Source organism: Pseudomonas sp. GL-R-19, from assembly GCF_019956375.1.
In the GTDB taxonomy this organism is placed as follows: Bacteria; Pseudomonadota; Gammaproteobacteria; order Pseudomonadales; family Pseudomonadaceae; genus Aquipseudomonas.
This window is the reverse complement of record NZ_JAHBDJ010000021.1, coordinates 53,333-70,586: the sequence shown is the minus strand read 5'-3', so window position 1 is coordinate 70,586 and position 17,254 is coordinate 53,333. Positions and strand designations below refer to the sequence as shown.

The 17,254-nt window shown below is 60.4% G+C and carries 13 protein-coding genes; 8 read left to right on the top strand and 5 right to left on the bottom strand.

Going from position 1 to position 17,254, the window contains the following annotated elements; genetic code table 11:
• Positions 1-19: 19 nt before the first annotated feature.
• A complete protein-coding gene (locus KGA83_RS12565) occupies positions 20-2,074 on the bottom strand; it encodes a S9 family peptidase (RefSeq protein ID WP_115948112.1) in 2,055 nt (684 codons plus the stop codon).
• Positions 2,075-3,364: 1,290 nt separating this feature from the next.
• Between KGA83_RS12565 and ltrA the strand changes: the two genes are divergently transcribed.
• From ltrA to KGA83_RS12545, 4 genes are all read left to right on the top strand, one after another.
• The gene (ltrA, locus tag KGA83_RS12560) at positions 3,365-5,062 is read left to right on the top strand and encodes a group II intron reverse transcriptase/maturase (RefSeq protein WP_223529840.1); all 1,698 of its coding nucleotides are present in this window, start codon (positions 3,365-3,367) and stop codon (positions 5,060-5,062) included.
• Between the two features lie 95 nt (positions 5,063-5,157).
• Positions 5,158-5,655 (top strand): MFS transporter, encoded by a 498-nt coding sequence (locus tag KGA83_RS12555; protein WP_108218525.1) that lies wholly within the window; start codon positions 5,158-5,160, stop codon positions 5,653-5,655.
• Positions 5,656-5,687: 32 nt separating this feature from the next.
• A complete protein-coding gene (locus KGA83_RS12550; protein WP_108218526.1) occupies positions 5,688-6,464 on the top strand; it encodes a class II glutamine amidotransferase in 777 nt (258 codons plus the stop codon).
• 11 nt (positions 6,465-6,475) lie between these two features.
• Entirely contained in the window at positions 6,476-7,018 is a 543-nt protein-coding gene (locus KGA83_RS12545) for a DUF2937 family protein (protein WP_108218527.1), read from the top strand.
• A 44-nt stretch (positions 7,019-7,062) separates the two neighbouring features.
• On the opposite strand, the gene KGA83_RS12540 is transcribed toward KGA83_RS12545, so the two are convergent.
• The 4 genes from KGA83_RS12540 to KGA83_RS12525 all read right to left on the bottom strand — a co-directional run bounded on the left by KGA83_RS12540 (position 7,063) and on the right by KGA83_RS12525 (position 13,355).
• Positions 7,063-9,174, bottom strand: coding sequence for a TonB-dependent receptor (locus KGA83_RS12540; protein ID WP_108218528.1), 2,112 nt, complete (start codon positions 9,172-9,174; stop codon positions 7,063-7,065).
• 15 nt (positions 9,175-9,189) lie between these two features.
• The gene (locus KGA83_RS12535) at positions 9,190-10,401 is read right to left on the bottom strand and encodes an MFS transporter (protein ID WP_223529838.1); all 1,212 of its coding nucleotides are present in this window, start codon (positions 10,399-10,401) and stop codon (positions 9,190-9,192) included.
• A complete protein-coding gene (locus tag KGA83_RS12530) occupies positions 10,391-12,313 on the bottom strand; it encodes an IucA/IucC family protein (RefSeq protein ID WP_223529836.1) in 1,923 nt (640 codons plus the stop codon). The genes KGA83_RS12535 and KGA83_RS12530 overlap by 11 nt, the downstream gene beginning before the upstream one ends.
• 112 nt (positions 12,314-12,425) lie before the next feature.
• The gene (locus KGA83_RS12525) at positions 12,426-13,355 is read right to left on the bottom strand and encodes a LysR family transcriptional regulator (RefSeq protein WP_108218531.1); all 930 of its coding nucleotides are present in this window, start codon (positions 13,353-13,355) and stop codon (positions 12,426-12,428) included.
• 147 nt (positions 13,356-13,502) lie between these two features.
• Between KGA83_RS12525 and KGA83_RS12520 the strand changes: the two genes are divergently transcribed.
• From KGA83_RS12520 to KGA83_RS12505, 4 genes are all read left to right on the top strand, one after another.
• Positions 13,503-14,789: an MFS transporter gene (locus KGA83_RS12520; protein ID WP_108218532.1), complete on the top strand. Its 1,287-nt coding sequence runs from the start codon at positions 13,503-13,505 to the stop codon at positions 14,787-14,789.
• Between the two features lie 73 nt (positions 14,790-14,862).
• Complete coding sequence (locus KGA83_RS12515) at positions 14,863-15,615, top strand: 5-oxoprolinase subunit PxpA (protein ID WP_108218533.1); 753 nt, start codon at positions 14,863-14,865, stop codon at positions 15,613-15,615.
• The gene (locus tag KGA83_RS12510; protein ID WP_108218534.1) at positions 15,612-16,316 is read left to right on the top strand and encodes a 5-oxoprolinase subunit B family protein; all 705 of its coding nucleotides are present in this window, start codon (positions 15,612-15,614) and stop codon (positions 16,314-16,316) included. Before KGA83_RS12515 ends, KGA83_RS12510 begins: the two co-directional genes overlap by 4 nt.
• Complete coding sequence (locus KGA83_RS12505) at positions 16,313-17,236, top strand: biotin-dependent carboxyltransferase family protein (RefSeq protein ID WP_108218535.1); 924 nt, start codon at positions 16,313-16,315, stop codon at positions 17,234-17,236. Before KGA83_RS12510 ends, KGA83_RS12505 begins: the two co-directional genes overlap by 4 nt.
• Positions 17,237-17,254 lie beyond the last annotated feature (18 nt).

Sequence of the window (17,254 nt, the reverse complement as noted above, 5' to 3'; positions counted from 1 at the left end):
GCACACCCAGCCAGGTTCCTCAGGCAATGCCCAGAACCTTGAACAAAAATGCATATTCGAGTGCTACGTCACGCAATCCTTGATATCGACCGCTCATCCCGCCATGCCCGGCACCCAGTTCCGTCTTGAGCAGCAGGGGATTGCTGTCGGTCTTGGTCGCGCGCAATTTCGCCACCCACTTGGCGGCTTCCCAATACTGCACACGGCTGTCGTTGTAACCGGCGATCACCAGAGTCGCCGGATAAGCTTGCGCGGTGACGTTTTCGTACGGGGCGTAGGCCTTGATCCGATCATGAACGTCCGGTTCTTCAGGGTTGCCCCACTCGTCGTATTCCGTGACGGTCAATGGCAGGTCAGGGTCGAGCATGGTGTTGAGTACGTCGACGAACGGTACTTCGGCGATGGCGGCGCCAAACAGCTCCGGCCGTTGATTGAGCACCGCGCCGATCAGCAAGCCACCGGCGCTGCCGCCGCTGATCGCCAGCTGCGGTGCAGTGGTGAAGCCCTGGGCGATCAGGTGTTCGGCGCAGGCGATAAAGTCGCTGAAGGTGTTGTGCTTGTGTTCCTGCTTGCCGGCGCGATACCAGGCTTCCCCCAGTTCGCCACCGCCACGCACGTGGGCAATGGCAAAGGCCATGCCGCGATCCAGCAGGCTCAGGCGCGCGTGGGAAAACCACGGGTCGAGGCTTTCGCCATAGGCGCCATAGCCGTAGAGGTACAGCGGTACGGGTTTGCCCAGGTCTGCGCGCTTGATCACCAGGCTGATGGGCACTTGCGTACCGTCCGGCGCAGTGGCCCACAGGCGCTGGCTGACGTAGGCATCGGCATCGAACGGGCCGAGCACCGGAGTTTGCTTGAGCACTTTCTGCTCGCCAGAGGCCAGGTCCAGTTGGCGGATTTGCGCCGGACGGTTCAACGCTTCGTAGCGCAGGCGAATCCGCTCGCTTTCGAATTCCAGGCTGTTCTGCACGTGCAGACTATAGGCCGCATCCGGCAGTTGCACTCGATAAGGCGTCAGGCCCTGTGGGTGCACCTCGATGACCGGCAAGCCGCCGACCCGCAGGCTGAGGGTCATGGCCCCGGTGTTCAGGCTGATGCCGTCGATCATCACCGTGTCGCTGTGGGGGATCAGGTTCTGCCAGTCGGCTTCGGTCGGCGCGGCGCCGGTATCGGTGGCTGTGTACAGGGCGAAATTGATGCCGTCACGGTTGCTGCGAATGAACCAGGTCCATTGACCGTCGAGTACGCCGTGGTCGACGTCGTACTCATGCTCCTCGACCCGTGGCGCGATGCAGGTGAAGGATTGCTGCGGCTGGTTGGCATCGAGGGCCCAGACTTCGCTGGTGGTCTTGCTGCCCACGGACAGCAGCAATTGCTGCTCGGAGCTTGAACGGTAGCAATGCATGAAGAAGCGACCGTCCGGCTCATGGAACACCTCTTGCGCCGCCGTGCCGTCCAGGCGATAGCGATACAGCTTGTGCGGGCGATGGGTGTCGTCCAGTTCACCAAAGAACAGCGTCAGGCTGTCGTTGGCCCAGGTCATGCTGCCGTCGCAGTCTTGGAATTCCAGTTCACTGACACGGCCGTCGGACAGTTCCTTCACGAACAGCGTGTAAATCTCGTCGCCGCTGGAGTCGATGCTGTAGGCCAGACGCTGATGGTCCGGGCTGATGCTGAACGCCCCCAGGGAAAAGAAACCGCCATTGGCCAGCTCGTTGGGGTCCAGCAGCAGTTGTTCGCGGCTTTCGTCGAGGGTCAGGCTGTCGTCGGTCGGACGCGGGCAGCGGTAGTGCCGGGCATACTCGTCGCCCGCCATGGTGCGGGTGTAGTACAGATAGGGTCCCCACGGCGAGGGCAGGGACAAATCGGTCTCGAGAATCCGCCCTTTGATCTCCTCGAACAGGGTTTCACGCAGCCCGGCCTGGTCGGCAGTTTGCGCTTGCTGGTAGCTGTTTTCGGCTTTCAGGTAGTCGAGCACTGCGTCGGTGTCGCGCTCCTGCAGCCAGGCATACGGGTCGGAGCCTTCAGCCTTGTGGGCGATCGGGGCGTCGCAAAAGTTGGCGGATATGGGCATGAAGGGCTCTCGAACAATTTATTGAATAAGGATTGGCGACCTGTAGGAGCTGCCGAAGGCTGCGATCTTTTGATCTTGATTTATTAAGATCAAAAGATCGCAGCCTTCGGCAGCTCCTACATACCGCTTTCGCGAGCAAGCCCGCTCCCCACAGGGGTTGCGCGTTGCTGGCTGGATTTGAGCAGCCTGACGGGCGAAAAGCCGTTATCATAAGCGCCTCTGTGCGACACGCGTAGCGTGTCTCCAAGACTTCGAGGTGTAGAGTCATCTTGAAGGGCTTCCGAAAGGAAGCCAAGAGCTTGGGTACCCAACCCCAAGAAACAAAACCCTCCCAGAAGTCCAATGCCTTCAAGGACTTGCCGCAGCGGCGGTGGCAAACTCAAGGTCGATTAGCGCTCGGTAGCTCGACCGCAGTACCAGATTTTCCGGTACTGGAGTGCCTACTACACATCAGCCCTGTTCAGGGCCAAACCCATGCGGGAGAGAATCCCCGCTGGGGTTCCCTCCTGCTTTTGAAACAGGAGGTAACAATTTCTCTGGGCATGCTGCCTCGGCAGTCCCTGCTCACATCAAACCGGAGACATGAGCGAAAGCTCTGTCTGTCATTGTCCATCTACCTTGCTCGCAAGGTGGCAGCGGACTCGTTGTGCGACCAACGATAGCCTAGGAAGACATGCGTCACTGGTAACGGTGAGGTGTGAAGCTCTTCTCACAATGTAGTCCCCGTCAGGGTGTGCTTTTGCCGCGAGGTAAAGCATAGATACTCGGAGCAGTGCCGGGTTGAGACGCTAGGCTGGTTGGTATGGGTAACGTAAGTGAACTGCTGATAAACGCCGTAATTATGAACAAGCCAAAACTGCTGTCAGGCTTGAGCCAAAAGGCACGTGGTCGGATACCTCTGTAGAGGCTTGAGGTACGTCGTCATAGGACCATCGGTGAAAAGGCAGGCCCTAAACCAATCGTGTGATAGGCAGGGAACGTGGTAAGCCCGTATGGCCGCCTTCGGGCAGGTGAACCGCAAGGGGATCTGTTGGCTGTGCGGGTATGGGATCGCAGAGAAAGCGAAAGCCGGGCTGTAATGGCTCGGATAGGGGTTGGGACATTACCTCACGGGAAACCGGGCAGACTTCTGCGTGGTCTTTCGTCGCATGAACTCTGACTGAACCTGTCTCAATGATCTTAGAGACCCGCAGTATTGGGCCTCCTACTAATCCAACCCTGACGGGAGCGTCCATTCCCGTCAGGGGATGCGTACGTCTTCTGCTCGGGGAAACTTGAGAGGAAGGCAGCATGATAGAGCACAGCCAAATGGCCGTGCCTGCGCTTTCCGGCACTCCGCAACAATGGCATGACATCGATTGGTGTCGTGTTCAGCGGAATGTTCGGGCAATGCAGGTGCGGATTGCGAAGGCTTGTCGAGAAGGCAAATGGCGCAGGGTGAAAGCCCTGCAACGGATGCTGACCCGCTCTCGATCGGCCAGATACTTGGCCGTACGGCGAGTCACTGAAAACCAGGGTAAGCGCACGGCGGGAGTCGACCGCGTGCTCTGGGATACACCCGACGCAAAATGGAAAGCGGCAAATGGGTTGAAGCGTCACGGATATAAGCCACGACCTTTACGGCGTGTGTTCATTCCGAAGTCGAATGGGAAGGAACGCCCTTTGGGTATCCCAACCATGACTGACAGGGCTATGCAGGCGCTGTATTTGCTGGCTCTGGCCCCCATTGCAGAAACCAAGGGCGATCCGAATAGCTACGGCTTCAGGATCGAACGCTCCACGGCGGATGCGATGGGTCAGTTGTTTGTTTGCCTGTCCAAGAAGGTCTCGGCCCAATGGATACTGGAGGCGGACATACAAGGCTGCTTTGATCACATTAATCATGACTGGATGCTCGCCAACGTCCCTACGGACAAAGCGATTCTTCGGAAATGGTTGAAGGCTGGCGTGATTCATAAAGGCCAGCTACAGGCAACGGATGCTGGTACGCCACAAGGCGGGATTATCTCGCCTACCTTGGCAAATATGGCGCTCGATGGTCTGGAAACACAGCTCAAGCAGTATCTGGGCGTGACAAGGGCCAGAAAGCTGAAGATCAACGTGGTGCGGTATGCGGATGATTTTGTGATTACTGGAAACTCGAAAGAGGTACTGGAAAGCGAAATCAGACCTTGGGTGGAGCAATTCCTGGCAGTACGCGGGTTGCAGTTATCCCCTGAGAAAACACATATCGTCCATACCGATCAAGGCTTCGACTTTCTGGGTTGGAATTTCCGTAAGTACGACGGGAAGCTTCTGATCAAACCGAGTAAGAAGAACGTCAAGGCGTTCTATCACAAGGTGAAGGAGGTCATCGACGCCAACAAGATGGCGAAGCAGGAGTATTTGATTCGATTGCTCAATCCCATCTTGAAAGGCTGGGCGCTGTATCACCAGCCTGTAGTAGCCAAGCAGGCCTACAGCCGCATGGATAATTTGTTGTTTTATGCTCTATGGCGTTGGGCAAAGCGGCGGCACCCGAACAAGTCACTGCAATGGATCGGGAAGAAGTATTTCCGAACTCAAGGAAGCAGAAGTTGGGTGTTTGCCACCACGATGTTGGAGGAAAACGGGACAAAAAAGGAGGTCGCTCTGTATTCGCTTGCGAGTACACCGATCGAACGACACAGGAAGGTTAGTGGGGAGTACAACCCCTTCGACCCTTCCATGGAAGAAATGGGCGAGAAGCTGCGGACGGCACAGATGCTGAAAAAGCTGAAGTATCGCAAACAGATTCTCAGTCTCTATCAAAGCCAGAAAGGACTGTGTCTGATGTGCAAACAACCGATTACGAAGGAAACGGGATGGCATGACCATCACATTATCCACCGCACTCATGGCGGTAGAGACACCCTGGATAACCGGGTACTATTGCATCCTATTTGTCACCAACAGCTTCACAGCCGTGGATTGACAGTGAACAAACCGGCTCCGCAAGGGGCTTTCTAAAGACTTGAGCCGTATGCGTTGAAAGGCGCACGTACGGTTCTTAGGGGGAGGCAGGCCAGTAATGGCCTGTCTCTACCCGACTTGCCTGCCTTGCCATGGACACCATGACCGAGAACGACTATCTGATCGCTTGGGGCCTCTACGCCTTCGCCGCTTTGGGCTGCCTGTTGGTGTGGATGCGCTTGACCCGCTGGATGTGGCGCTGGCTGCGTGAGCCGCTGCGGCTGGCGATGGCCGTGCTGCTGTTCAGCCCGACCATCATCGACCCGGTCAAGGACAAAGTCGCGCCGGCCGTCGCCATTACCGCCCTCGACCTGCTGTTCAAGGTCGGCAACAACGCCTGGCGGGCGATTTCCGATCTGTTCATGTACGGCATGATCGCGTTCGGCCTCTATCTGGTGCTGGTGGCGATCCGTTTCCCTATCGAACGCGCCTCCAACGCCCGCAAGGAGCGTGAGGCTGCCACCAAAGCCGCCGTCCGCGCTGACGAGCCTGAGGACGATCAACCGTTTGGCGGTGCCGGCGATGATCGCTACGGTCGTCCTCCCGTGCCGAGCAGTCCTCAGCGGATGCGAGTCGAACCCCGTCTGTAACCTTGCCCCTGCGATTGAGCGAGAGTCCGAGCATGTGTGAGTTATTGGGCATGAGCGCCAATGTCCCGACCGATATCGTGTTCAGCTTTACCGGGCTGATGCAGCGCGGCGGTCGCACCGGCCCACACCGCGATGGCTGGGGCATTGCCTTCTATGAAGGCCGTGGGCTGCGACTGTTCCAGGACCCGGCGGCAAGCTGCGAGTCGGAAGTCGCGAACCTGGTGCAGCGCTATCCGATCAAGAGCGAAGTGGTGATCGGGCACATCCGCCAGGCCAACGTCGGCAAAGTCTGCCTGTCCAACACGCATCCGTTCGTCCGTGAGCTGTGGGGGCGCAACTGGTGTTTCGCCCATAACGGCCAGTTGGCGGATTTCCAGCCTGCGGCCAGTTTCTATCGCCCCGTGGGTGATACCGATAGCGAAGCGGCCTTCTGCGATTTGCTCAACCGTGTGCGTGCGGCGTTCCCCGAACCGGTCGAGGTCGAAGCGCTGCTGCCGGACCTGGTGGCCGCGTGCGCCGAATACCGCAGCAAAGGCGTATTCAACTGCCTGCTCAGCGATGGCGACTGGTTGTTCTGCTATTGCTCGACCAAACTGGCGCAAATCACCCGTCGCGCACCGTTTGGCCCGGCACGCTTGAAAGATGTCGACGTGATCGTCGACTTTCAGGCCGAAACCACGCCTAACGACGTGGTCACCGTCATCGCCACCGAACCCCTGACCGAAAACGAAACCTGGACCCGTTACGAACCGGGTCAATGGAGCCTGTGGCGGCGCGGCGAATGCGTCAGCCAGGGCAAGACCGAATAAGGACTCCTTGCATGTTGCTCAGTTATCTACGGCTGGTGTTGTTTGCGGCCGGCTTGTTGATCGGTGTACAGGTGCCGGGGTTCATCAGCGATTACGCCAAGCGGGTCGAAGCCCATCTGATCGAGGCGCAAGCCGGGTTGAGCGGGTTCCAGAACACGGCCAATCAGTTTTTCAAGGGTGACATGCAGGCTCTGGTCGCGCATTACCGCGCCAGCGAAGACCCGATCTTCCGCAGCGATGCCGACAGCCTGAGCAACCTGCTGACCCGCCAACTGGCGCTGGACAAGCAGTTCCAGGCGATGCAGGGGCCGTGGTACATCCGCTTCCTGCAAGTGGTGCTGGCTGCCGATCCGGACATCCGCAAGGAAACCTGGAATGGCTACAGCTACCAGATCCTGTTGACGCCCGAAGCGATGAGCTGGGGCATGAGCGGCGCATTGTTGCTGTCGTTGGGCCTCGAATGCCTGTTCCGGCTGATCGACTGGGTGGTGCTGGGCGGCAAGCGCCTGCGCCAGAGCCGGCCGATCGAAGAGCGGGATTTGCGCGGCTTGTAACACCGTCGAGCGTCAAGGAGCCGGCAAGCCGGCTCCTTGCTTGATTACCAATCGATCGAATAGGTCATGCTCAAGGTACGGCCTTCGGCGTTGGGGAATGGCGCTCTGGCGTTGGCCTGGGCGAACAGGTTGACGTACGTGCGGTTGGTCAGGTTGTACACACCGCCTTCCAGGCGACCGACCGGCAAGTACACGGAGCCGAGCAGGTCCACCAACGTATAACCATCGATGTCGCGCCCGTTGTTGTCCTTGGCGGCAGCGTCGTAACTGGACAGGTGCATGCCTTGCAGGCGCAGGGTGTAGTCGTCTTCGGCGTAGCCGACGAACAGCGTGGTTTTGGCCGGTGAAATGCGTGTCGCCGGCAGATCGATCCATTTCCCGTTCTGCTGGGTCTCGCCTTTGGCCCAGGCATAGGTGCCACCCACCGACCAGTGATCGGTCGCGAGGTAGGTCAGGCTGTTTTCGATGCCGCGAACCCGCTCCTTCTGGTTGATCAGACGCAAGACACGGTCATTGGCATCGTAGAACTGAGTCACGTCCGAGGTGTTTTCATAGACGGTGACGTCGGCCTGCCACCGGTCCCAGTTACCGCGCCAGCCCAGCTCGTAGCTGTCGACCTTGATGGCCTGGGCGTTGAGGCTCTGGATGTCGAAGGTGCTGTTCACGTCACGCAAGAAACGCTGGATGTCCGGCAGCGAAAAACCCTGGCTGTAATTGGCGAAGACGTCCTGATGTTCACTCAGGTGATAGACCGCGCCCAGGTTATAGAGCGTCGCGTCGTATTTGAGGGTGTCACCGGGCAGGATGGCGCGTACGCCGGTCTGGACGATCTGACCGTAAGCGATGCTGTCGGAGACCTCGCTTTCGATCCATTCGCGGCGCACACCGCCACGCAAGGTCCAGTCTCCGATGTCCCAGGACATCTGCCCGAACAGCGCCTTGGTGGTGGTTTCGATATCCGGGCCCAACTCGTAAGTGGTGCCGGTCTTGGTGTAGGTCAGCCCATTGAGGGTGTATTGGTCACCGCGCTGGCGGGAGCGTTCGTGATCATAGTCGGCGCCCCAGACCAGGTTGCCAGTGGCGCTGCCGATGGCCGGCAACGGCGTGTCGATGGCCGCACGCAGGCCGTAGACATCCTGCACGCTGTTGTTGTCGGAGATCCCGGCCTTGCCCCGCGACAGGTCCGGGAAGAACAGCGCGTCGGCCCGGCGCCAGTAGCTTTCCAGTTGCAGGCCCTGGCCGTAGAAGTCGTTGTCGGTGTAGTTGAGGTTGGCCGCCTGGTTATGGGTGTAGGGCTGGTCGTCGAGTTTCAGTCCTTTGACCGCCACGGCCTCTTGCCGGTTGTTCGGGTCTTTTGTGTAGCCAGTGTCCTGCTGGTCCTTGTAGTCCTGCAGTGACAGGCTGAGTTTTTTATCGGCATCCAGTTCGTAACCGAAACGACCTTGCAGGTCATAGGTGTCGGTGTCCATGTTGCTGCCCTGGGAGGTGTCCTGAGGGATGCGATTGCCGTTGCCGTCGTACTGATCGTTGCGCTGGGTCAGGTCGGCGGACACGTACCAGTCCAGGGCATCCTTGCGCCCGGTCGCACTCTGAAAGGCCTCGTAGGCGAAACCCTTGCTGTTGAGGTTGTTGCCGGTGGTCAGGCCCAGTTTGCTGCTGTAGGCAAGGTCCTGACCCTGGTTGCGCTTGGTGATGATGTTGATGATGCCGCCCGAAGCACCGGCGCCATAAATGCTGCTGGCGCCGGAAACCACCTCGATGCGTTCGATACTGGCCGGTGCGATGCTGTTGAGCTGGCGGAAGTTGTCACGCGTGGCGTTCTGCGACACGCCGTCGATCAACACCAGCATGTTGCGCCCGCGCAGGGTCTGGCCGAAGTTGCTCATCCCGCCGCTGGACGGCGCCAGGCCGGGAACCAGTTGCCCCAGGATGTCGGAGACTCGGCGCCCGGCGCCACTCTGTTGGCTGATCTGTTGTTCGTCGATCACCTGGACCGAGCCGGGAATCGAGGCAATGGTCGCTTCGCTGCGCGTCGCGGAAACGACGGTGGCTTGCATGTTCAATGTGCCGGGTTGCTGGTCGGTGTCCTCGGCCCAGGTTTGGGCGCTGAAGGAGCCGAGCAGCGGAATCATCAAGGAAAGTTTGGTTCGGGTCATGAGTTGGTCTTTTTTTTAGTCGTGATAAGTGTGGGTAGACAAGATTACGGGGGCCGGTGTGGAGGTGAATGAGCGCACCCAGCGGATCCCGATGGCGGCCAGTGCGTAGGTCAACGCCACCAGCCAGAAACTGTGGGCCAGCCCGACCAGCCCCATGCCGATCCCGCCGAGGACGGCACCGAGCAGAGCGCCAGCCTTGGCCGCGCTGTTGCCCAGGCCGAGGGCAAAACCCTGCTGGCTTGAAGACACGGTGTTGGCGATCAGCGCATAGGCGACGGGGAGCAGCGCGCCTTGCCAGATGCCCCAGACCAACCGGCTGACGAGAAAACCCAGCCATTCGCTGGCCAGTGCCGTGGCCGCGAGCGTCAGGGCGCAGAGCCAGGCAACGCCTTCGATGATGCGCAGGGTGTAAGCCGGCTGCCAGCGGTCGAACAGACGCCCCCACAGGGGAGCGGAGATGGCCAGGGTCGCGGCGCTCGCCGCGTAAGTCGCACCGATCAGCCAGCCCGGCGCATGCAGAATGTCGGCGACATACAGGGCGTAGAAGGGTTGCGGCATCATCTTCGCGGCTTGAATCAATACGATCACCAACAGGATTCCACCGAGCCAGCCTTTAGGCAGGGCCACCGGTGCAACCGGTTTCTTCGTCGAGGCTCGCGCCTTGTCGGCCGGCAGGAATAAACTCCCCAGTGCGCACAGCAGGCAAATCGCCGTCGCGCCATAACAGAGCAGGGCAAACCCCGAGATGTCCATCAGCCAGCCGCCCAATACCGGGCCGATCAACGAGCCGACGGCGGTCGCCGATTGCAGACGGGCCAGGGTGTGACCGCGCCGGGAGCTGTCGCAGCAGGCCAGGGCATAGGCTTGCGCGGCGGCGATAAACCCGGCCAATGCGCCTTGCATCACGCGAATGCCCACCAGCAGCCACGGATCGAGGGTAATCGCCGCCAGCCCCTGGCACAGCGCAAGTGCCAGCAACGCCCGAACGATCATCGGCTTGTGCCCGGTGCGATCACCCAACCGTCCCCACGCCGGCGTCAGCAGCATGGCCGCCAGCATCGGGCCGGCATAGACCAGCGCCGATAGCAGTGCGGTGTAGCCAGCGCCCTCTGGCCCAAGCAGATGCTGGATCTGCAAGGGCCAGAACGGGCCGCTCATTTCCATGGCGCCCATGGAGACAAACTGGATGACGATCAGCAGTCGCAACGCACGACCATCAGCGAGCATCGGCGTTGGTTCGCAGCGGATTACTCAGGCGTCCGACGATGTCGGCGTGGCTGTCGTGCAAGCGCATGCGCATGAACGATTTGGCCGGCCAATCCTGCTCCAGCAGGGCCTGACGCTCGCTTTCCCAGCGTCCCGGTTCGACGTGCTCGCGCACGCTCTCGAAGCACTGTTCAACGTGCGTGGCCAAGCGCTCCCAAAGGCTGTTTTCCGGCACATTCCAGTGGCGGGCGCAGAGCAACGTCAACTCACCGAGGTGGCACATGAACGTGGTGTGCAGGAGCTTGTCGCGAACAAAACCGGCGTCGTCGTACAGGGTCATTTTCGGATCGTGCAGCTGGATATCCAGACCCTTGGCGTGCAGGGTTTTGCGATCGATGCGAATGTCGCCGAAGTCACGCAGCAGCAACCGATTCAACTGCCCGTCAGCGCCCATCACCATGAAGCTGTTTTGCTGGTGCGCTTCGAACGCCACGCCATACATCAGGTAGATGCCCAGCAGGCTCGGGACGGCAATCGACAGGTAATCGTCGAAGAACGCCAGCATGGCGTCGCTGTCGTCACGGCCCTGAGCCAGTTGCACCCAGTCACGCAGCAACGGTTGTTCGAATTCGTTGACGGCGAACAGGCTGCCGACCGGCACGGCCAGTTCGCCTTCTTGCAGCAGGGTCAGCGGGTTGTCGCGGTACAACACGGCGGCATGCCGGGACCGTTCGTCATTGGCCGGTTGTGGCGCGTAGTGTACGCCGATGCGTTCCGGCACGATGTTCAGCAGGCGCTGAATCTGCGGTTCGTGATCGAGAATCTGCAGTAGCAGTTGGCTGATGCGCGGTCCCATCCGGGCCGAGCGCGGCGACACGGTGCGCTGCACGCTGGTCAGGCGCAGGGCCACCGGCAACTTGACCATCGGCGCAACGCGGCTGGCCTCTGGTACGACGGTGCGGAAGGACATGGTCGGATGGCCAGTGAAGGCAACGATGTCGGTGATGATCAGCAGGTTGTCGGCGATCTCGCCGGCGAACGAATTGGGCAGCTCTTCATTGACTTGCCATGGGTGCGACGGCAGCGGAAGGTAGTCCGTTGCCTCCAGGCCCCGTTGCTGCAAATGCTGCCGCAATTGTTCGGCGGCCTGCGGGAAGTGGCCCTGCCACCAGTCCCAGTAATCGGCAGTGCCGGCCAGTGATTCGACGTGGGTGTACTGACGGTGCAGGGCGCACAGCACAATCGGAAAACTCGCTTCGAATTCCGGCGAGAAAGCGATGACCTGCGCAGCGCTCAAGCCCAGTTTGGTCTTGTAGTTAGGATGCCAGGGGTGGCCGAGCGTGCCCCACTGTTCGAGCAATGACGTCGGGTTCTGGTGGTCGGGGCTGGCTTTGAGCCAGGCGAACAGATTGTCGTTGTGCTCGCTGTCGATCTGCTCTCTCAGGCGCTCGGTCCATCCATGGTGGAACGCCAGGCACAGGGTGTCGTTGCTGTAGCTATCGTCCAGCTCGCGGGCCAGACGTTCCAGTACTTGCGGGGAGGCGGGCGGGTTGAGCTGAGTGCTGAGGTGGGCGAGCAGTTCGCTGGGCAACTGGATTTTATGTGGCAGGCTGTCGGGGGTGTGCAGGACGATGCTGCCACGCACGTCCCAGCTGTTCATTCTTCCCCCCCTCAGGTGGTCGAAGCAAAGTTGCGCACTGTCGCCAAGCGGCAGCCAGCAACGACTGTTGTCGTCGTACTCGCAGGCGTCGGGGTTGATCAGACCTTCGCGAAACAGCGCCTGGATCAGGCGTTGGAAGCAGCGCTGGGCGGCGGGCTCCAGGGCATTGCTCAAATGGTCGAGGGTGATGCGGTGGGACTGGAAGGCAGGAGTGCCGAGGGCTTCGCTCCAGTTTGAGAGCAATTGCTGCTGTTTTTGCGTGTAAGCGCGCATCGGGTCCGACTCCTTCTGGACGGTGGTTTAACTGAATGCGCGCAGAGAATACATTTTTCAAATTATAATGCAAATGATAGCAATTCCTACTTGTAGTGTGGAAAACTCCTTTTCAGAGGCCAGCCAGGGGTTTGCTCAAGACCATGTAGCGCTCTCCCACCTTCCGCGCATACTCCTCCAGCACCTGCTGACACAAGGCCACAATTTCCTCGACCCACTCAACACCCACCCGCCACGACACCACCACCTGCAAGTCGGGTGGTCGCTGATCGATATCCAGCAAGGTCAATTCGCCACGCGCCAGTTCCTCGGCCACCAGCACCGGCGGCAACGCGCCGATGCCAAAGCCATCGCGCAGCAGCCGGGTAATGGCCGACACCGAGTTCACGCAGTTCAACCGTGGCATCATCACGCCATTGGCCTGCATCAGGGCGAGCACTTCCTGATGCGGGTGGGAGTTTTTCGAGTAGGTGATGATCCGCTCTTTCGCCAGATCGGCGACGCCTGAATACTCACGGTTGTACAGGGAGTTGCTCGCGACAATCCAGCCCATGGGGTGGCTGGCCAGTTCCAGGCTGCGCACGCTTTCCTGGCGCAGCAGGTCGGTTTGCAGAATCACATCGAGAAAGCCTTTTTGCAGCTGATCGCAGAGGTTGAGCGAGGTATCGGCCACCAGCTCGATTTCCACCAGCGGGTAGTGATCAGTCATCTGCGCCACCAACGGGCTGAGCCAGGTGTGGATCACCGTATCCATCACGCCGATGCGCACCCGTCCGGCCTTGCTCGATCGGGTCTCGATCGACTGCTTGAGTGCCTGCATGGTGTCCATCATCTGCTCGGCGTAATCGAGCACTTTGAGGCCTTCGGGCGTCAGGCTCACGCCGCGCGAATCCCGCAGAAACAGCTTTACCCCGAGCTCGCCTTCAAGCACCGCAATTCGGCTGGAGATCGAGGCCTGGGTGGTGAAGAGCTTGTCGGCGGTCAGGCGAAAACTCTTGAGTCGGGCGACCCAGACGAAAGTCTCGAGAAACTTCAGGTTCATGGGATAAAGATTTCTTATGTCTAAGGCGGGTTTTTATTAGTTGGACGCAGCAGGGACGCGCGTCCAAGAATCGACGCATCCGGTTCCCCACGATAGGCGTCGTCGGGGCTCAGAACAATACCAATAAAATCAGCGCGGAGATTTGCCATGAGTGCGCCCGACACCCCCTTCATCCCGAAAGTCTCGGCCCGTCCGGGACCTTTCGACTGGTATCGCAACATCAATCAGCAGGAACGCCGCACCTTCTGGAGCTGCAAGATCGGCTATGGCCTGGACGGTATGGACACCCAGATGCTCAGCTTCGTGGTGCCGACCCTGATTGCCATGTGGGGCATCACCACCGGCCAGGCCGGGCTGATTCATACCAGCACCCTGATCGCTTCGGCCATCGGTGGCTGGGTGGCGGGGATTCTCTCCGACCGCATTGGTCGTGTGCGCACCTTGCAACTGACGGTGCTGTGGTTTGCCTTCTTCACCTTCCTCTGCGGCTTTGCCCAGAGCTACGAGCAACTGCTGATTGCACGGACCTTGATGGGCTTCGGTTTCGGCGGTGAGTGGACGGCCGGCGCGGTGCTGATCGGCGAAGTGATCCGTGCTCAGGACCGCGGCAAGGCAGTGGGCATGGTGCAGTCCGGCTGGGCGCTGGGTTGGGGGCTGACGGCGATTCTGTATGCGCTGCTGTTCTCGGTGTTGCCACCGGAAGACGCCTGGCGTGCGCTGTTCATCCTCGGCATCGTGCCGGCGATCTTCGTGATTTTCGTCCGCCGTCTGGTCAAGGACCCGGAAATCTATCGTGAAGCCAAAGCGAAACAGGAGCCGGGCAACCCGTCGAAGTTCTACGAGATCTTCGCCCCCGGCATGCTCTTCACCACGATTCGCGCTTCGTTGCTGACCACCGGTGCGCTGGGCGGTTACTACGCGATCACGTCCTGGCTACCGACTTTTCTGAAGAACGAACGCGGTTTGAGCGTACTCAATACCAGCGGTTATCTGGCAATGGTGATCATCGGTTCCTACGTGGGTTATGTCATCAGCGCCTATTTGACCGACATCCTGGGGCGTAAAAAGAACTTCATCCTGTTCGCCGTGGGCTCGTTCACCATTGTGTTGCTGTACACCCAACTGCCGGTCAGCAACGGCGTGATGCTGTGGCTGGGCTTCCCGCTGGGTTTCTTCGCCTCGGGGATCTTCAGCGGCATGGGCGCATTCCTGACCGAGTTGTTCCCTACACGCATTCGCGGTTCGGGCCAGGGTTTTTGCTACAACATCGGCCGGGCGCTGGCGGCGTTGTTCCCGCTGCTGATCGGCCTGCTCAGCCAGACCGTGCCGCTGAGTGTGGGCATTGGTGCCTTTGCGGCGGTTTCCTACGGAGTGGTGATCCTCGCGGCCCTGAGCCTGCCGGAAACCCGTGGCAAGCAACTCGACGCCCGGTAACTGATAACCTGCGGGCTTGTCTTACAGATATGTCCCGCAGCTAAAAAGATTAATGCCTACAGGAGTGTTCAGCGTGAGCCGCCTGCTATTGAACTGCGACATCGGCGAGAGTTTCGGCAACTGGACCATGGGTCTGGACGCAGAAATCATGCCCTTTATCGATTGCGCCAACATTGCCTGCGGTTTTCACGCCGGCGACCCGAGCGTCATGCGCAAGACCGTCAGCCTGGCCCTCAGCCACGGTGTGCAAGTTGGCGCGCATCCGGCCTATCAGGACCTGGTGGGGTTCGGCCGTCGCTCCATGGCGTATGCCACCCAGGAGCTTCAAGACATTCTGCATTACCAGATCGGCGCCCTCGACGGTATCTGCCAGGCCCAGGGTGGTCGGGTCAGTTACGTCAAACCCCATGGCGCGATGTACAACGACATGATGGCCAACCCGGCGCAGTTGCGCGCCGTGCTGCAAGCGGTGGCGTCCTATGACCGCAACCTGCCGCTGATGTTGATGGCAACCCGCGACAACAGCGCCGCCCAACAACTGGGTGATGAATACGGCGTGACGCTGTGGTTCGAGGCCTTCGCCGACCGCGTCTACGACAGCGCCGGCAGGCTGGTGTCGCGACAACTGCCGGGAGCGGTGCATCACGACCCGCAAACAATTATCGAGCAAGCGCTGACCATTGCCCGTGGTGACAACCTGACCGCCAGCGACGGCAGCGCCCTGTATTTGCGGGCCGACACCCTCTGCGTGCACGGCGACAACGCCAGTTCGGTCGCTGCCGTGCAACGCATCCGTGAAGCCTTGAACCGGCAGAGCGCGTCATGAAACTGCGGGTGGAAGTGGTGGCGCTGGATTGCCTGATGGTGCGCCTGTTCGATGAAATTGCCGAAACCAACATGCCGTGGATGCTGGCGGCCAGTGAAAGTCTGCGGGCGGCGTTCGCCGGGCATCTGATTGATCTGGTGCCGTCCTACACCACCTTGATGGTGCATTACGACTTGACCGCGCTGAATCCCGCCCGGGCCCGGGAGTTGATTGCCCAGGCGCTGATCGATCTGTCGCCCAACGCTCATGCCAGCGGTAAATGTCATGTGTTGCCGGTGTGGTACGACTTGAGCGTCGGACCGGAGCTGAACCTGTTGTCGCAACGCAGCGGGTTGGCGGTGGAGGAGGTGATCCGTCGTCACAGCGAGCGTGAATATCAGGTGTTCGCCCTGGGCTTTGCGCCGGGCTTCGCCTTCATGGGGCTGGTGGAAGAGATACTTGCCACGCCGCGTCTGAACACGCCACGCAAGAAAGTCGCGGCCGGCAGTGTCGGCATCGCCGAACGGCAGACGGCGGCTTACCCGGTGGTGTCGCCGGGCGGCTGGAACCTGATTGGCCGCACGCCGGCCAAACTGTTCGATCGCCACCGTGACGGCTACAGCCTGATGCAACCCGGTGACACCGTACGGTTCGAAGCGATCGGCCATGCCGAGTTCATTAACCTGGGCGGTGACGACACGCCACTGGAGGCCCGGGCATGAGTCGTCTGGCGATTGAAGCGAGTACGCCGCTGTGCCTGTTGCAGGATGCCGGTCGATTCGGCGTGCGGCATCTGGGCGTGACCCAGGGCGGAGCGGCCGATTGGCGTTCGATGTCCTGGGCCAACTGGCTGCTGGGCAACGGGCTGGATGCGACGGTGATTGAAATCACCCTCGGCGGATTCACCGTGGTGGCCGAGGAAGACTGCGTGCTGGCCTTGGCCGGAGCGGATCTGGGCGCGCTGGTGGACGGCGAGGCACTGGCACCGTGGCGCAGTTTCAGGCTGCACAAAGGTCAGCGTTTGCAATTCACTCGGCCGTTGCTCGGCGCCCGGGCCTATCTGGCGGCGCCGGGTGGGTTTGATGCACCGAAAGTGCTGGGCAGCAGCGCGACGGTGGTCCGTGAGGAACTCGGCGGCCTGGACGGTATGGGCCATGCGCTGGGTAAGGGCGCGTCATTGAGCTATTCCGGCAACTCGGTGATGTTGCTGCGCGAAATGACCGCAGACCAGCGGCCGGACTTGAACCTTGATGCCCCGTTGGACCTGGTCCTCGGTGCACAGATCGGTGAGTTCAGCGGGCAGAGCCTGTTCGACGCGTTCAATAGCGTGTGGAGCCTCGACAGCCGGGCCGACCGCATGGGCATTCGCCTGTTGGGTACGGCGCTGCAGTACCAGGGCAAACCGATGATTTCCGAAGGCATTCCGTTGGGGGCCGTGCAGGTACCGCCCGACGGGCAGCCGATCGTGTTACTCAATGATCGGCAGACCATTGGTGGTTACCCGCGTCTGGGAGCGTTGACGCCGTTGACGCTGGCGCGATTGGCGCAGTGTTTGCCAGGGGCGCGGGTGCGGTTGCGGCCGGTGGTGCAGGAGGTTGCGCACCGGGAGCATGTCGAATATTTGCTCCGTTTTACAGTTTGAAGATCAAAAGATCGCAGC

Excerpts from the sequence above, each read along its gene's own strand:
- KGA83_RS12565 (WP_115948112.1), bottom strand. The coding sequence starts at position 2,074 with ATGCCCATATCCGCCAACTTTTGCGACGCCCCGATCGCCCACAAGGCT.
- ltrA (WP_223529840.1), top strand. The coding sequence starts at position 3,365 with ATGATAGAGCACAGCCAAATGGCCGTGCCTGCGCTTTCCGGCACTCCG.
- KGA83_RS12555 (WP_108218525.1), top strand. The coding sequence starts at position 5,158 with ATGGACACCATGACCGAGAACGACTATCTGATCGCTTGGGGCCTCTAC.
- KGA83_RS12550 (WP_108218526.1), top strand. The coding sequence starts at position 5,688 with ATGTGTGAGTTATTGGGCATGAGCGCCAATGTCCCGACCGATATCGTG.
- KGA83_RS12545 (WP_108218527.1), top strand. The coding sequence starts at position 6,476 with ATGTTGCTCAGTTATCTACGGCTGGTGTTGTTTGCGGCCGGCTTGTTG.
- KGA83_RS12540 (WP_108218528.1), bottom strand. The coding sequence starts at position 9,174 with ATGACCCGAACCAAACTTTCCTTGATGATTCCGCTGCTCGGCTCCTTC.
- KGA83_RS12535 (WP_223529838.1), bottom strand. The coding sequence starts at position 10,401 with ATGCTCGCTGATGGTCGTGCGTTGCGACTGCTGATCGTCATCCAGTTT.
- KGA83_RS12530 (WP_223529836.1), bottom strand. The coding sequence starts at position 12,313 with ATGCGCGCTTACACGCAAAAACAGCAGCAATTGCTCTCAAACTGGAGC.
- KGA83_RS12525 (WP_108218531.1), bottom strand. The coding sequence starts at position 13,355 with ATGAACCTGAAGTTTCTCGAGACTTTCGTCTGGGTCGCCCGACTCAAG.
- KGA83_RS12520 (WP_108218532.1), top strand. The coding sequence starts at position 13,503 with ATGAGTGCGCCCGACACCCCCTTCATCCCGAAAGTCTCGGCCCGTCCG.
- KGA83_RS12510 (WP_108218534.1), top strand. The coding sequence starts at position 15,612 with ATGAAACTGCGGGTGGAAGTGGTGGCGCTGGATTGCCTGATGGTGCGC.
- KGA83_RS12505 (WP_108218535.1), top strand. The coding sequence starts at position 16,313 with ATGAGTCGTCTGGCGATTGAAGCGAGTACGCCGCTGTGCCTGTTGCAG.